Annotated in this window: 13 protein-coding genes and 1 tRNA gene; 10 read left to right on the forward strand and 4 right to left on the reverse strand. The window is 62.4% G+C overall.

Going from position 1 to position 15,991, the window contains the following annotated elements:
• Positions 1–33 precede the first annotated feature (33 nt).
• A complete protein-coding gene (gene ompR, locus AC1ECK_RS21730; RefSeq protein ID WP_006048917.1) occupies positions 34–768 on the reverse strand; it encodes an osmolarity response regulator transcription factor OmpR in 735 nt (244 codons plus the stop codon).
• A 229-nt stretch (positions 769–997) separates the two neighbouring features.
• On the opposite strand from ompR, the gene AC1ECK_RS21735 reads away from it, so the two are divergent.
• The 3 genes from AC1ECK_RS21735 to AC1ECK_RS21745 all read left to right on the forward strand — a co-directional run bounded on the left by AC1ECK_RS21735 (position 998) and on the right by AC1ECK_RS21745 (position 4,417).
• Positions 998–1,330 carry a hypothetical protein gene (locus AC1ECK_RS21735; protein WP_480322572.1) on the forward strand — a complete coding sequence of 111 codons (333 nt, stop codon included), beginning with the start codon at positions 998–1,000 and terminating at the stop codon, positions 1,328–1,330.
• A 176-nt stretch (positions 1,331–1,506) separates the two neighbouring features.
• Entirely contained in the window at positions 1,507–3,111 is a 1,605-nt protein-coding gene (locus tag AC1ECK_RS21740) for a DUF1800 domain-containing protein (protein WP_480322574.1), read from the forward strand.
• 70 nt (positions 3,112–3,181) lie between these two features.
• On the forward strand, positions 3,182–4,417 hold the full coding sequence (locus tag AC1ECK_RS21745; protein WP_480322576.1) for a DUF1501 domain-containing protein: 1,236 nt from the start codon (positions 3,182–3,184) through the stop codon (positions 4,415–4,417).
• A gap of 61 nt (positions 4,418–4,478) precedes the next feature.
• On the opposite strand, the gene AC1ECK_RS21750 is transcribed toward AC1ECK_RS21745, so the two are convergent.
• A complete protein-coding gene (locus AC1ECK_RS21750; RefSeq protein WP_480322578.1) occupies positions 4,479–5,360 on the reverse strand; it encodes a squalene/phytoene synthase family protein in 882 nt (293 codons plus the stop codon).
• A gap of 231 nt (positions 5,361–5,591) precedes the next feature.
• Here AC1ECK_RS21750 and AC1ECK_RS21755 point away from each other — a divergent pair.
• From AC1ECK_RS21755 to AC1ECK_RS21765, 3 genes are all read left to right on the forward strand, one after another.
• Positions 5,592–5,678: transfer RNA gene (locus tag AC1ECK_RS21755), tRNA-Leu, on the forward strand.
• 165 nt (positions 5,679–5,843) lie between these two features.
• Entirely contained in the window at positions 5,844–6,626 is a 783-nt protein-coding gene (locus AC1ECK_RS21760; RefSeq protein WP_480322580.1) for a class II aldolase/adducin family protein, read from the forward strand.
• Positions 6,627–6,642: 16 nt separating this feature from the next.
• On the forward strand, positions 6,643–7,629 hold the full coding sequence (locus tag AC1ECK_RS21765; protein ID WP_480322582.1) for a 2-dehydropantoate 2-reductase: 987 nt from the start codon (positions 6,643–6,645) through the stop codon (positions 7,627–7,629).
• Positions 7,630–7,647: 18 nt separating this feature from the next.
• Here the strand turns inward: AC1ECK_RS21765 and AC1ECK_RS21770 are convergent, their stop codons facing one another.
• Positions 7,648–8,100 carry a MarR family winged helix-turn-helix transcriptional regulator gene (locus tag AC1ECK_RS21770; RefSeq protein WP_480322584.1) on the reverse strand — a complete coding sequence of 151 codons (453 nt, stop codon included), beginning with the start codon at positions 8,098–8,100 and terminating at the stop codon, positions 7,648–7,650.
• Between the two features lie 64 nt (positions 8,101–8,164).
• Positions 8,165–9,310 (reverse strand): glycerate kinase, encoded by a 1,146-nt coding sequence (locus AC1ECK_RS21775; protein ID WP_480322586.1) that lies wholly within the window; start codon positions 9,308–9,310, stop codon positions 8,165–8,167.
• Positions 9,311–9,710: 400 nt separating this feature from the next.
• On the opposite strand from AC1ECK_RS21775, the gene tig reads away from it, so the two are divergent.
• From tig to lon, 4 genes are all read left to right on the forward strand, one after another.
• The gene (tig, locus tag AC1ECK_RS21780; protein WP_480322588.1) at positions 9,711–11,057 is read left to right on the forward strand and encodes a trigger factor; all 1,347 of its coding nucleotides are present in this window, start codon (positions 9,711–9,713) and stop codon (positions 11,055–11,057) included.
• Positions 11,058–11,223: 166 nt separating this feature from the next.
• Positions 11,224–11,877, forward strand: coding sequence for an ATP-dependent Clp endopeptidase proteolytic subunit ClpP (clpP, locus tag AC1ECK_RS21785; protein WP_074264769.1), 654 nt, complete (start codon positions 11,224–11,226; stop codon positions 11,875–11,877).
• 178 nt (positions 11,878–12,055) lie between these two features.
• A complete protein-coding gene (gene clpX, locus AC1ECK_RS21790) occupies positions 12,056–13,327 on the forward strand; it encodes an ATP-dependent Clp protease ATP-binding subunit ClpX (protein ID WP_074298724.1) in 1,272 nt (423 codons plus the stop codon).
• Positions 13,328–13,512: 185 nt separating this feature from the next.
• A complete protein-coding gene (lon, locus tag AC1ECK_RS21795) occupies positions 13,513–15,933 on the forward strand; it encodes an endopeptidase La (protein ID WP_480322591.1) in 2,421 nt (806 codons plus the stop codon).
• Positions 15,934–15,991 lie beyond the last annotated feature (58 nt).

Below are 15,991 nucleotides of genomic sequence, written 5' to 3' on the forward strand. Positions count from 1 at the left end.
ATCTAAAAACAAAAACGGAAAGCGCGGTCAAGCTCAGGCTGCGCCGTCGGGAATGAATACGTAGCCAAGACCCCAGACGGTCTGGATAAAGCGCGGGCTGCCTGGATCTGGTTCGATCAGTTTGCGCAAACGCGAGATCTGCACGTCGAGACTGCGGTCGAACACTTCGTATTCCCGGCCGCGCGCCAGTTCCATCAGCTTCTCGCGCGACAGCGGTTGCCGGGGATGGCGGGCAAACACTTTCAGCACGGAGAACTCGCCGGTAGTCAGCGGAATTTCCTGTCCGGCCTTGGTCAGCGTGCGGGTAGCGAGATTGAGGGCGAATTCGCCGAACTCGAAGACCTCGGTGGTCTCGGACGGCGCACCCGGCAATTCGGACGGCGACTGCCGGCGCAGCACGGCATGGATCCGCGCCACCAGTTCGCGCGGGTTGAACGGCTTGGGCAGGTAGTCGTCGGCACCCATCTCGAGGCCGACGATACGGTCGACGTCTTCGCCCTTCGCCGTGAGCATGATGATCGGCGTGCGGTCGTTGCTGCCGCGCAGACGGCGGCAAATCGACAAGCCGTCCTCGCCGGGCAGCATCAGGTCGAGCACCAGCAGGTCGAAACGCTCGCGCACCCATAGCTTGTTCATTGACGGCGCGTTTTCGGCGACGTAGACGTTGAAGCCCTGTTCGCCAAGGTAGCGGCGCAGAAGATCGCGCAGACGCGGATCGTCATCGACGACGAGGATTTTCGAGGGGTTTTTGGTTTCCATGGTCGGCATCTTAGCGCGATTACAAAGTGGTGCGAGTTTGCATCAATTCGCGGGTTACAGTCAGTTACAAAATTTACCCGCACTGTGGCACGACGTAAAGCGGTGACGCGTAGACTGCTTTACTGAATGCGGCTGTTCGGTGGATACTTCACTCGACTAAAAATTCGCACCCGGCATCTTTCCCGGGTTCTGTACACGCATTTAGGGTAGCCGGTTGCCGCACCACGAAGGGAACAAGATGAAGGGAGGGGTTTGGCCGAATGTGCGCCTAAGCGTGGTTGCGCTGGCAGTGGCCGGCTCCCTCGCGGGCACATTAGGCCCTACGCTCGCCCATGCCCAGTCCTCTGAAGAACGGGCATCGAATGCTCACGCACCGCGTCCCCGGGGTCCCAGACTGTCTCGTCAGCCGCGCAATCCCAATCTCGATCATCCTGCTTCAGACGCCATGATGCGTGCTGCAGTTCCCCCCGATCTCGATCAACGCCGCCGCGACGGCCACATGACGCCCGAAGAGCGGCGCCTGCTGCGCCAGCATATCGAAGACGCGGTCCGCGAGTTGTACAAGCGCTAGGGCGTTCAGGTCCCCAAGCCGTCATCGTGTGCCGCGATGCACGTGAAAAATTTCGTTGCACTTCCCCCGTCAACTTTCCCGTCTGATCTGCCGTTGAGTCGCCAGAGGCAGCGTTTGCGTGTCATGCGCGAGTCCGTTTGCCGTCGACCACCGTCACCCACCACGGACGACTAACAATGAAAACGCTGTTCTCGTTGACCCGCGGCATGTCGGCTCCGTTGCTGGCCGCTGCGGCGTGCGCGGCGCTCGGGTGCGCGTTACCGGCGGTGGCTCAGGATGGTGCGGCCGCGGCACCGAGCCATACCCAGCGCAGCAAGCACCATGCCCCTTTGGCGGCCGAGGCCGCGGACGATTCGGCCGCGGTCTTGCTCGACGGTGACGACGCGCGCTTTTTCCTGACCCGGGTGGGGTTCGCGCCGGACAACGCCGAGGTTGCCCAGTACGTCGGCCTCACGCGAGAACAGGCGGTCGACAAGGTGCTGGCGACGGCGCGCACCGAAGCCTTCACGCCGATGCCTGCCTGGCTGCTGGAGCCAATCCCCACGCGCGACGAGCGCAAGGTCTGGACCCAGGATCAGCGTCAGGCCGAGCAACGCACGCGCGGCCAGCGCTACGACGAACTGCGCGCATGGTGGGTGCGCGAGATGCTGAGCACGCCGTCGCCCTTGACCGAGCGCATGACGCTCTTCTGGCACAACCACTTCACCTCGGGGCAGGACAAGGTCGGCTATCCGCAGCAGATGGCGCAGCAGGACATGCTGCTGCGGCGCGACGCGCTGGGCAATTTCGGCGAGATGCTGCACGCTGTCGCGAAAGACCCGGCCATGCTGCAGTATCTCGACGGCGCCAGCAATCGCAAGGGCAAACCCAATGAGAACTTCGCTCGCGAAGTGATGGAGCTGTTCACGCTCGGCGAAGGACATTATTCGCAGCAGGATGTGTCCGAGGCGGCTCGCGCCTATACCGGATGGACCCTCGACCCGGATAGCCAGGCCTACGTCTGGCGCGCCAACCAGCATGACGACGGCGTGAAGACGGTGCTCGGCCGGAGCGGCCCGTTCGACGGCGACCAGGTGCTCGACATTCTGCTGGCCCGGCCGGAGACCGCCACTTTCGTCACCGGCAAGCTGTGGCGCGAGTTCGTCTCGGATACGCCGGACCCGGCGCAGATCGCGCCGATTGCCGAGCGCTTTCGCGCCAGTCACTACGACATCAAGGTCGCGTTGCGCGGTCTCTTCCTGAGCGATGCCTTCTGGGACGAGCGCAATCGCGGCATCCTCGTGAAGTCGCCTGCCGAGTTCGTCGTGGGGGCGCTGCGCGAATTCGATATCGGCTATGACAATACGGCGCCGTTCGCCGGCGAAATTCGCAACCTCGGCGAGAACCTGTTCTATCCGCCCAACGTCAAGGGCTGGCCCGGCGGCACGACATGGATCAACAGTACGACGCTGCTCGCGCGCAAGCAGTTCGTCGAGCAGATCTTCCGCGCCACCGAGACCGCCGCGCCGCATCGTCCGCCGAACGCCATGAGCCAGGATCCGAAGGGCGCGATGATGCAGCGGACCATGGCGCGAGTGGGTCAGGGGGGCGTACGCTTTGATATCGATACCTGGCTCGCCCAGTTCAACACGACACCGACGGCGAAAGCGGGCCTTTCGGCGGACCTGCAGTTGCAGCACGCAGTCTTGCCGTTCGCCCCGGTCGACGCGATCGAAACCGATTCGACCGCCAGCGCCTATCTGGAGGCGCTGTTGATGGACCCGGCTTACCAGCTGAAATGAGCTGCGTTGCAATCAGCCGGCGCAAGCCGGGCGGCGCGCTCTGCGCAGTCATAACCGAACGAGGTGCAGCATGAAACGGCGCGACTTTCTTTCGATGACCACAGCGGCAGGCGCCGCTCTCTGGCTGCCGCGCTCGTTCGGCGCGCAGGGGCCAGGCCAGGCTGGCGACGCGACCGCGCTCGCGCTTTCGCGCGGCGGCTACGGCAACCTGCTGATCCTCGTAGAGTTGAAGGGCGGCAACGACGGCCTGAACACGGTGATCCCCTACGCCGATCCGACTTACTACCAGTTTCGCAAGAACATAGGCATCAAGCGCGAGCAGGTGATCCAGCTCGACGAGCGCACCGGCTTGCATCCCTCGCTGCAGCCATTGATGCCGCTGTGGAAGAGCCAGCAACTGGCAATCGTGCAGGGCGTCAGCTATGAGAAGCCGAACCTGTCGCATTTCCGTTCGATCGATATCTGGGACACCGCGTCGCGCTCGGATCAGTATCTGCGCGAAGGCTGGTTGACGCGGGCGTTCGCGCAGCATGCGGTGCCGCCGACTTTTGTGGCGGACGGCGTGGTGATAGGCAGCGCCGAGATGGGACCGCTTGCCAACGGGGCACGGGCGATTGCCCTGGTGAACCCGGCGCAATTCATCAAGGCTGCGCGGCTCGCGACGCCCGTCTCGCTGCATGAACGCAATCCCGAGCTGGCGCATATTCTCGACGTCGAGAACGACATCGTGAAGGCCGCCGACCGGTTGCGTCCGCGCGAAGGACAGTTCCCGCTGAAGACCGCTTTTCCGTCGGGCGCGTTCGGCACTTCCATCAAGACCGCGATGCAGGTGCTGGCCGCCGGCGACACGCCGCAGGGCAAGCCGTTGAACGGGCAGGGCGTGGCGGTAATCCGCCTTACCTTGAATGGCTTCGACACGCACCAGAACCAGCCCGGACAGCAGGCCGCGCTGCTCAAGCAGCTCGCGGAGGGATTTGTGTCGATGAAGTCGGCGCTGGTCGAGCTGGGGCGGTGGGACAACACGCTCGTGATGACTTACGCGGAGTTCGGTCGCCGGCCGCACGAGAATCAAAGCAACGGCACCGATCACGGTACGGTCGCGCCGCACTTCGTGATGGGTGGCCGGGTGCGCGGTGGTCTGTACGGCATGCCGCCGGTGCTCACGCAACTCGACGGCGGCGGCAACCTGCCGGTGGGCGTGGATTTCCGCCAGATCTATGCAACGGTGCTTGGACCTTGGTGGGGGCTCGATTCCACCGCGGTGCTGCAGCAGCGCTTCGAGCCCTTGCCGTTGCTGCGTGCGTGAGAGTGCGGTGTTGGCCGCTACGGACAGGTCAGGCTGTGCAGTCTGTGCTGCATGCGTTCGCCTAACGCCGGCGCGCGGCGCGCCACGCGATCCACAACTTGCGGATCGGCGTGAGCGCGATGCTTTGATGCAGCACCTGGAAGCCGTCGCGTTCGATCTCGTCGAGTAAGGCGAGTGCGAGCGCGGCCTGCGCCCGCAAGGTACGCTGCGTGCGGCGTTCACCGGACGGCAGCGCAGCTAGCGCGGTGTTCAGTGCGTCCCGGGCGCGTTTGGTCTGAAAGCGCATCATCTCGGTGAACGCATCGCCGTATTTGCGGTTGATCAGATCGGCCGCGGTGACGTTGAAGCGCTGCATTTCATCGATCGGAATGTAGATGCGCCCGTGCCGCGCGTCATTGCCGAGTTCCGCAACCAGTTGCGCCTGCAGGAGCGCCTGGCCGAGCGGGGCAGCCCACTCGGCGGCCTGTGCCGGATCCTGCGCGGTGGCGCGTGCGACAAGCGCCGCAAACGTGCCGCCGACGCCTTGCAGGTATCGGCGCAGATTTGGGTAATCGAGGTAGCGTGCCTGGTCGAGGTCCATTTCGAAGCCGGCCAGCAGCGTTTGCAATGCCGGGTATTCGGCCTCGATGGCCTCTACCGTTGGCGCGGTCCCAGCCTGCTTTGCGGTATTTACGCCGTCACCCAGGTGCGCAGCGAGCGCCTTCGAAACGGGATGCGAGGGCGTCCCGGCAGCGAGCGCGGCGATTTCCTTTTGCCACCAGGCGAGCTTGGTGCGACCGATGGTCGGATCGCTGGTTTCCTTCACCGTTTCCTCGAATTCGCGGCGCAGCGCGAACAGGGCGGTCAGGAGCGGCTGGCGTCCTGCGGGCGCCTGGCGCAGCGCGTAATAGCTGCTCGAGCCGGGAGGGGCCGCCTTCTGCTGGCAATATTCGTCGAAATTCACTTGAATGGAGTGTGGGGCTGAAGCACGGAGGGACACGACGCGCGTGTCGTACGGACATTAGCCAAAAATTGTAGCATCGAGATACGTCGGGCAAATGCAGACAAGCGCAAATCAATCGGTTAGAATCTCGCGCTTACGCTTTCGGACGTGTTGCCGAACCGGCTTTGCCGGGGAGGGGCCGCGACTGGCGAGCCAGACATCGGGCGCGGCGCACATGCGCTTGACCCGGCTGCGAGGATGGCGAAATTGGTAGACGCACCAGGTTTAGGTCCTGACGCCAGCAATGGTGTAGGGGTTCGAGTCCCCTTCCTCGCACCACGTATTTGTGAAAACCCCGCCAGTCGATGACTGGCGGGGTTTTTTGCTTTCCTGATCCGCTACACTCCGCAGACTGGTTGCAGACGCAACCAAATCGCCTTATTCTGAAGCAGCGGAGCAAGGTGCCTGAGAGCCGCACTCCGTCCCTCAGTTCAGGAGACAGCGATGCCCGCCCTCGACACCCACCCGCCCGCAGTCCCCAGCGCGCAAGCCGCCGACGCTGCCGGCGAACAGGCGTTGCGCATCCAGCTCGCCGGCACCTATCGCATCTTTGCGATACTTGGCTGGACCGAGCTGATCTACAACCACATCACCTTGCGGGTGCCCGGACCGCAGCGGCACTTCCTGATCAACCCGTTCGGCCTGCACTACACCGAGGTGTGCGCGTCGAACCTGGTCAAGATCGACCTTGACGGCAATGTCGTGAGTGCTTCGGAACATCCGGTGAATCCCGCCGGCTTCGTCGTGCATGCAGCGCTGCATCGTGCGCTACCCGATGCGCACTGCGTGATGCATACCCATACCACCGCGGGTCTCGCCGTCGCGTGCTCGCAAGCCGGGCTCGAAAACTCGAACTTCTATTCGGCCCAGCTCCACGACATGGTGGCGTATCACGACTTCGAGGGCATCACGGTGCGCGCCGACGAGGGGCCGCGCCTCGTCGCCAACCTCGGCGACAAGCGCTTGCTGATCCTGCGTAACCATGGTTTGCTCGCGATCGGCACGACCATCGCGCAAGCCTTTGCACGATTGTGGACGCTCAATCGCGCATGTGAAATCCAGTTGGCGACGGCGGCGCTCGGCGCTGCCCGCTTCATCCCGGACGAAATTGCCGCCCGTTGCACGCGCGATTCGCTGCAGTTCGATCCGCGCCACGGCGCCGGCCAGGATGTGCTCGACGCCTTGTTGCGCCAGGTCGAGCGCATCGATCCGTCCTATAAGGAGTGATAGGAGTGATGCTCGTATGAATGCGCAACAGACTCGAACCACGGTGGTCGGCGCTGGCGCGATCGGCGGCCTGATCGCTGCAGCGCTCGCTCATGCCGGGCACGCAGTCAGCGTGCTCGCGCGCGGCAAGACGCTCGATGCGATTCGCGCGGAAGGGATTCGAATCGTCGATCAGGAGCGTGAAGCCGTCGCGCGCGTCGCCGCGCAGGACGACCCGGCGATGCTAGGCGTGCAGGATTTCGTGGTGATCGCGCTCAAAGCCCAGGCGCTGCCCGCGATCGCCGCGAGCCTCAAACCGCTGATCGGCCCGGAAACCGTTGTGGTGGCGGCGATGAACGGCCTGCCATGGTGGTTCCTCAACGGCCTGGCCGGACCGCTTGCTGGCCAGGGCATCGAGGCTGTCGATCCCGCCGGCGTGGTCTCGGCAACATTGCCGCCGGCGCAGTCGATCGGGTGCGTCGTGCACCTTTCGTCGTCGACCGATGCGCCCGGCGTGATCCGCCGCGGGCGCGGCAACCATCTGATCGTCGGTGCGCCGCTGGCTTCACTGGCGCCGCAGGCCAAAGCCTTTGCCGCGGCGCTGCAGGAAGGCGGATTCGAGGTGACCGTCTCGGAGCAGATTCGCACCGAGATCTGGGTGAAGCTGTGGGGCAACATGAATATGAATCCGTTGAGCGCGTTGACCGGCTCGGCGGCTGACCGGCTGCTCGACGATCCGCTGACGCATGCGCTGGTGCTGAGGATGATGGAGGAGGCCGCTGCGATCGGCACGAAGCTGGGCTTGCCGACCGGCATGAGTGCACCGGAGCGCGTCGCATTGACGCGCAAGCTCGGCGCCTTTCGCACCTCGATGCTGCAGGATTTCGAGGCGGGCCGGCCGTTGGAAATCGGACCGATTCTCGGCGTCTTTCCGGAACTGGGCCGCAAGCTGGATGTGCCGACGCCGTTCTGTGATGCGGTACTCGGGCTATTGCGCCAGCGCGCGATCAATAGCGGCTTGTAGCATGACGGGCAGCGTACCTCACTCGGTGCGCGCCTGAACGCTCTCGATGATGCGATCGAGCGCGGCGCCGAAGGCCGCTTTCTCGTCCTCGTTGAGGCAATCGAACAGATCGACGTTCCACTTGCGTGCAATCGGCATGATCTTGCGGTACAGATCGCGTCCGTCGGCGGTAAGAGAAATCAGCACGACGCGCCCGTCCTCAACGCTCGCCTCGCGCTGTATGAGTCCTTGCTTGATCAGTGCTTCGGCCGCGCGGCTCGCCTGGCTCTTGTCGAGGTTCGCATGCCGCGCCAGATCCATGATCGAGAACGGCCCGAACGATCCCACCGAGGCAATCACGCGCGCCTCGGGCAACGTCACGCCGAGCTTTTCCTGGTAGCGCTCGCCGATGCCGCGTTCGGCCAGCTTGTTCAATACATGCAGGCGGTACGTCAGAAACTGTTCGAGTCCGGCTTTGGCGGAGGCCTTCATGGTCGTCCCGGTGGTGAGTATTGCGGTCGTGGCGCTGTGATTGTTGCTGCAACCGCCTCACCGGTCAACGCGTGCCGTACCTTAGGCGCGTCAACTGCTCCGCTTCGTTGGCGAGCAAGCGGGCCGCGTCACGAATGGCGACCTCGAGCGTGATCGGACCAGGCGCCGGCGAGAAGCAGCCGCTGAAGTGTTCCGCGAGGCGCGGCAGCGCACTCGGGTCGACCGCGCCTGACAACAGCGTGGCCGGCACTCCCGCTGCACGCGCGTGAGCGCAGGCGATAAACGGCGCCTTGCCGTGCAGCGTCTGGACGTCCGAGCGGCCCTCGCCGGTGATGAGCCAGTGCGCGCCCCCGAGCGCCGCATCGAGGCCGATCTGCCGGGCGACGGTTTCCGCACCCGGTTCGAACTGCGCGCCGAGCATATGCAGCGCGAAACCAAGGCCGCCGGCGGCGCCGGCGCCGGGCAGGTTGCGCGCGGTGCGTTGCAACGCCGCTTCAAGGAGGTCGGCGAAGCGGGCGAGGGCCGCGTCCACGCCGGCAATCTGCTCGGGCTTGACGCCTTTCTGCGGACCGAAGACCGCCGTGGCGCCATGTTCGCCGGTGAGCGGATTGTCCACATCGGACATGCCGACGAACGATGCATCGACGAGCCGCGCATCCAGTTGCGATACGTCGATACGATGGAGCCGGGCCAGTTGCTCGGGCGTCGGCTCGAGTTCCTGCTCCTGAGCGTCGAACAGCTTCATGCCGAGGCCGGCGAGCAGGCCCGCGCCGCCGTCATTCGTGCTGCTGCCGCCCAGCGCCACGAAGAAGCGCCGCACGCCGGCGTCGAGCAGCGTGCGAATCGCTTCGCCCATGCCGCGCGAGCTGCGCGCCTCGACCGGCACACCCATGCCGACCGGATCGGTAATGCCGACGATTTCAGCCGTTTCGACGATCGCGCCGCCGTTCGCAAGCAGGCCCGTGGCGGCTTCGCGCACCGGGCCCGCAGCGCCGCGCACGGTCAGCATGCGGCGCTCGCCGCCGCCGGTGAGCATGGCGTCGAGCGTGCCTTCGCCGCCGTCGGCCATCGGGCAGATGCGCACGATGGCATCGGGCCGCGCGCGCACCACGCCGGTGGCGATGGCTTGCGCCACCTGCTCGGCACTCAGCGAGCCTTTAAAAGAATCGGGAGCAATGACGACGACGGGCGCGGACGACGGATTCGGCATGGTGTCTCTTGATGGTTGATATCGTGGCGAAGGCAGCGCAGACGAGCGTGAGCGCGAGGCGCGACCGCTAGCTTAGCAGCATGCGGCGCGTGGCTGAATATCTCGAACGGCATAGCGGACATGGGGCGGGTAAAGCCGGAGAAACTGTGCTGCAGCCTGTCAAAACCGCCTCAAACGCACCCCAAACCCGTCCGAAAGCGGACAAAAGTGGGCGCGAAACATCGAATCCCGGCTAAGCGGACAAATAGTTTGCTAAACTATTCGGCTCTTTAGACCCAAACCGTGCTGCCGGTGGCCTGCAAGCCCGCGGCGCAGGCGCTGAATCGATGCGAAGCGACATCGAATAGCGGCACGCAGAAGATAACTGATTCGCTCGAATAATTTTAGGACGATTGAAGCCATGGCTAACGTTGTTGAGAACCTCGGCAAGCTCGAACGCCGCGTCACGATTTCCCTGCCGAAGGACGCCGTGCAGAAGGAAGTGGACTCGCGTATCCGTCAACTCGCGAAGAATGTGCGCATGCCGGGTTTCCGCCCGGGCAAGGTGCCGCTCAAGATGGTGACGCAACAGTATTCTGGCCAGGTGGAAGCCGAAGTGCTGAGCGACAAGGTTGGCAAGGAATTCTTCGACATCAGCCGCGCTGAGAACCTGCGCGTCGCCGGTCAGCCGAGCTTTGCGCCGAAGGCCGATGCAGTTGAAGGCGACTACGCTTTCGATGCAACCTTCGAGGTGTACCCCGAAGTCAAGCTGGGCGACGTCGCCACGGCTGAAATCGAGCGCACCAAGACCACCATTAGCGAAGCTGAAATCGACCGCACGCTGGACATCCTGCGCAAGCAGCGCGTGCATTTCCACGCACGTGGCGAAGCCGGTGAGCACGGCGACGGCGGCGCGGATACCGCAGCTAAAGACGGCGACCGCGTGACGGTCGACTTCGTCGGCAAGATCGACGGTGAAGTGTTCCAGGGCGGTAGCGCTGAAGACTTCGCGTTTGTGCTCGGCGAAGGCCGCATGCTGCCGGAATTCGAAAAGGCGGCGCTCGGCCTGAAGGTCGGCGAAGCGAAGGAATTCGATCTGGCATTCCCGGCTGACTATCACGGCAAGGAAGTCGCCGGCAAGACCGCTCAGTTCACGATCACGATGAAGAAGATCGAGTGGCCGCACCTGCCGGAAATCGACGCTGAGTTCGCCAAGTCGCTCGGCATCGAAGACGGCGATCTGGTCAAGATGCGCGCTGAAATCAAGGACAACCTCGAGCGCGAAGCGAAGCGCCGCACGCAATCCATCGTCAAGAACCAGGTGATGGACGCGCTGCTGAAGATTTCGGAACTGGACGTGCCGAACGCGCTGATCGAACAGGATCAGCAACGCCTCGTCGAAATGGCGCGCCAAGATCTTACGCAACGTGGCGTGCCGAACGCTGCCGACGCACCGATTCCGGCAGAAATGTTCAAGGAGCAGGCTGAGCGCCGTGTCAAGCTGGGCCTCGTGCTGGCCGAGCTGGTCAAGGCCAACGACCTGCAGGCGAAGCCGGAGCAGATTCGTGCCGAAGTGGACGAATTCGCGAAAAGCTACGAAGACCCGAAGGAGGTCGTCCGCTGGTATTATTCCAATCAGCAGCGCCTTGCAGAAATGGAAGCGTTCGTCGTTGAAGCCAACGTCGTCGATTTCGTTCTCAGCAAGGCCAAGGTGACGGACAAGGAAGTAAGCTTCGAAGAGCTGGCAAGCGCAACGGCGCAAGCGTAAGTGTCGCTGCAACGGCGTGCCGGCTGTCGGAGCGACGGCCCGCACGCCGTTTTTTTCTAAAGCGTCGTGTTGATTGCGTTGCGCTGGGGCTTGAGCGCTTGAATACGGCGCAGTCGTACTCACCTGTCCGGTATCGAATAAATATTCCCAGACAAGGATCCATTGCATGACCTTTCGCGCCCAAATGCTGGACACGTTGACCTCCCAGTCGTCGCGGGATCTCGAAGCTCAGGCGCTCGGACTCGTGCCGATCGTCGTGGAAACGAGTGGCCGTGGCGAGCGTTCGTATGACATCTACTCGCGTCTGCTCAAGGAGCGTGTGGTGTTTCTGGTCGGCGAAGTAAACGACCAGACGGCCAACCTCGTCGTCGCGCAGTTGTTGTTCCTCGAAAGCGAGAATCCGGACAAGGACATCAGCTTCTACATCAACAGCCCGGGCGGTTCGGTTTCGGCCGGGATGGCGATCTACGATACGATGCAATTCATCAAGCCGGACGTGTCGACGCTGTGTATGGGCCTCGCGGCCAGCATGGGCGCGTTCCTGCTGGCGGCCGGCGCGAAGGGCAAGCGCTTTACGCTGCCGAATGCGCGGGTGATGATTCACCAGCCGTTGGGCGGCGCGCGCGGTCAGGCATCCGACATCGAGATCCAGGCGCGTGAAATCCTGTATTTGAAGGAACGGCTGAATCAACTGCTGTCGCATCACACCGGCCAGCCGGTAGAGCGTATCGCCCGCGACACCGACCGCGACAATTTCATGTCCGGCGATGACGCTCAGGCGTACGGTCTGGTCGATCAGGTGCTGCACAAGCGTCCATGATCCGGCGCGTTCTCGCCCTTTTTTGAGGGCGAGAACGACCGCGTTTATGGTGTGAAATAATCAGATTCGTCCAAACGCCTGCGGCAAGCGCCGTCACTGCTTTTGCTCATTCGCCCCAACTGCGAGGCAGGGGCAAACGGCGTATCATGTAATCGAGTGTCCGGAGGCTCACACATCTATGGCGGACAAAAAAGGTTCTAACAGCGAAAAGCTGTTGTATTGCTCGTTCTGCGGCAAGAGCCAGCATGAAGTCAAAAAGCTGATTGCAGGCCCGTCGGTATTCATCTGCGATGAATGTATCGACCTGTGCAACGAAATCATCCGTGATGAGGCTGCAGGCGCGGGTATCGAGGCGGGCTTGTCCAAGTCCGATCTGCCGAGTCCGCAGGAAATCCGCGAAATTCTCGATCAGTATGTCATCGGGCAGGAACGCGCGAAGAAGATTCTTGCAGTGGCCGTTTACAACCACTACAAGCGCCTCAAGCACCTCGACAAGAAGGATGAAATCGAGCTGTCGAAGAGCAACATCCTGCTGATCGGTCCGACCGGTTCCGGCAAGACCTTGCTCGCTCAGACGCTCGCGCGTCTTCTGAACGTCCCGTTTGTGATTGCGGATGCAACGACGCTGACGGAAGCCGGCTATGTCGGTGAAGACGTCGAGAACATCATTCAGAAGCTCCTGCAAAACTGCAACTACGAAGTCGACAAGGCTCAGCGCGGCATTGTCTATATCGACGAAATCGACAAGATCAGCCGCAAGTCGGACAACCCCTCCATCACCCGCGATGTGTCGGGCGAGGGCGTCCAGCAAGCGCTGCTCAAGCTGGTCGAAGGCACGATGGCGTCGGTGCCGCCGCAAGGTGGTCGTAAGCATCCGAACCAGGACTTTATCCAGGTCGACACCACCAACATCCTGTTTATTTGCGGCGGCGCGTTCGACGGTCTCGAAAAGGTCATCGTCGATCGTACGGAAAAGACCGGCATCGGTTTTGGGGCCAGCGTCAAGAGCAAGCAGGACCGCGATGCGGGCGAAGTGCTGCGCGAAGTGGAGCCGGAAGATCTGATCAAGTTCGGGCTGATTCCTGAGCTGATCGGCCGTCTGCCGGTTGTCGCCACGCTCGGCAAGCTCGACGAAGCGGCGCTGATGAAGATTCTGGTCGAGCCGAAGAACGCGCTTGTGAAGCAGTACCACAAGCTGTTCAACATGGAACGCGTCGAACTCGAAATCCGTCCGGGCGCCTTGCAGGCCGTCGCGCGCAAGGCGATCCGCCGCAAGACTGGCGCGCGTGGCCTGCGCTCGATCCTGGAGCAGGCATTGCTGGACGTGATGTATGAATTGCCGGCAATGAAAGGCGTTAGCAAGGTCATCATCGACGACAACGTCATCGACGGCGACGGCAAACCGCTACTGATCTACGAAGACGCGCCGAAGGTCGCGGGTTCGAATTGATCGGCTTTACGAGTTCTGCAAAAAAAGCCGTTCATGGCAACGTGAACGGCTTTTTTGTTTATCTTGGGTTAGGATGGTTGTGTTTCCTTTGGAGTCACTGAACTTTTCCCACACGCGGAGGCCTTGTAATCGTTTTAGCAGGCCTCACCTATCGAACGAACTGATACCACTCATGGGGAAATGAAATGTCAGGAACCCAACTCCTCCCGCCGGAACGCACTACGCTCCCGCTGCTCCCGCTGCGTGATGTAGTCGTTTTCCCGCACATGGTGATTCCGCTCTTCGTAGGCCGCCCGAAGTCGATCAAGGCTCTCGAAGCAGCAATGGAAGGCGGCAAGCACATCATGCTCGTCGCCCAAAAGACGGCTGCGAAAGATGAGCCGACCGAAAAGGACATGTACGAAGTAGGGTGTATCGCCAACATCCTGCAAATGCTGAAGCTGCCGGACGGTACCGTGAAGGTGCTCGTCGAAGGCTTGCAGCGCGCGAAGACGCTCTCGATCGAAGAGCAGGAAACCCAGTTTTCGTGCGAAGTCATGCCGCTCGAACCCGACCACGCCGACAGCGCCGAAACTGAAGCGTTGCGCCGCGCGATCGTGTCGCAGTTCGACCAATATGTGAAGTTGAACAAGAAGATCCCGCCGGAGATTCTGACTTCGCTGTCGGGCATTGACGAAGCCGGTCGTCTGGCTGACACAATTGCGGCGCATCTGCCGCTCAAGCTCGACCAGAAGCAACACATCCTCGAGATGTTCCCGGTCATCGAGCGCCTCGAGCATCTGCTCGCGCAGCTCGAAGCCGAGATCGACATCCTGCAGGTAGAGAAGCGTATCCGCGGGCGTGTGAAGCGCCAGATGGAGAAGAGCCAGCGCGAGTACTACCTGAACGAGCAGGTCAAGGCGATCCAGAAGGAACTGGGCGAAGGCGAAGAAGGGGCGGATCTCGAAGAACTCGAGAAACGCATCACCGCCGCGCGCATGCCGAAGGAAGCCAAGAAGAAGGCTGACGCTGAGCTGAAGAAGCTCAAGCTGATGTCGCCGATGTCGGCTGAAGCCACGGTGGTGCGCAACTACATCGACACGCTGATCGGCTTGCCGTGGCGCAAGAAGAGCAAGGTCAACAACGACCTCTCGAATGCGGAACGCGTGCTCGACGAAGACCACTTCGGTCTCGAGAAAGTCAAAGAACGCATTCTCGAATATCTTGCGGTCCAGCAACGCGTGGACAAGGTGAAAGCGCCGATCCTGTGCCTCGTTGGGCCTCCGGGTGTCGGTAAGACGTCGCTGGGTCAATCGATTGCGCGCGCAACGAATCGCAAGTTCGTGCGCATGGCGCTCGGTGGCGTGCGCGACGAGGCTGAAATTCGCGGCCACCGCCGCACGTACATCGGTTCGATGCCCGGCAAGATCCTGCAAAGCCTGACCAAGGTCGGTGTGCGCAATCCGCTCTTCCTGCTCGACGAAGTCGACAAGATGGGCCAGGATTTCCGCGGCGATCCGTCGTCGGCGCTGCTGGAAGTCCTCGATCCCGAACAGAACCATACGTTCGCCGACCACTACGTCGAAGTCGACTTCGATCTCTCGGACGTGATGTTCGTGGCGACGTCGAACTCGCTGAACATCCCGCCGCCGTTGCTCGACCGGATGGAAGTGATCCGTCTGTCGGGTTACACGGAAGACGAGAAGGTCAGCATTGCGCAGCGTTATCTGTTGCCGAAGCAGAAGAAGAACAACGGCCTGAAGGAAGGCGAGGTCGATGTCACGGAAACGGCAATCCGCGACATCATTCGTTACTACACGCGTGAAGCGGGCGTTCGTTCGCTCGAGCGTGAAATTTCGAAGATCTGCCGCAAGGTCGTGAAGATGCTTCTGCTGAAGAAGGCGGAAGGCGCGGTGAAGGTCGACGGCGGCAACCTCGACACTTTCCTCGGCGTGCGCAAGTACGACTTCGGTCTGGCCGCCAAGGAAAATCAGGTTGGCCAGGTCACGGGTCTCGCGTGGACCGAAGTGGGCGGCGATCTGCTGACCATCGAGGCCGCGGTGATGCCGGGCAAGGGCAATGTGATCCGTACGGGTTCGCTCGGCGACGTGATGAAGGAATCCGTCGAAGCCGCGCGCTCGGTGGTACGTTCGCGTTCGCGCCGTCTCGGTGTCAAGGACGAAGCGTTTGAGAAGCAGGACATTCACATCCACGTGCCGGAAGGTGCGACGCCGAAGGACGGTCCCTCGGCTGGCATTGCGATGACGACCGCGCTGGTGTCGGTGCTGACCGGTATTCCGGTTCGTGCCGACGTGGCGATGACGGGCGAAATCACGCTGCGTGGTGAAGTGTTGCCGATCGGCGGCCTGAAGGAAAAGCTGCTCGCAGCGCATCGCGGCGGCATCAAGCTGGTGCTGATCCCGGAAGAAAACGTCAAGGATCTGACGGAGATTCCGGATAACGTGAAGAACGCGATTGAAATCGTGCCGGTCCGCTGGATCGACAAGGTTCTGGAACTCGCGCTCGAACGCGTGCCGCAAGCGTTGCCGGAAGAAGAGCCGAAGCCTGCCACGCCAGTTGCGGCAGAGCCGGGCAAAGAAGCCGCAACGGAAGTGGTGAAGCACTAAGCCAGTTCGCAGTGTTGTCTGCGTATCAACAAAAAACCCGCGGCATGCTCCGCGGGTT

The organism is Paraburkholderia sp. SSBN10T (genome assembly GCF_056619545.1).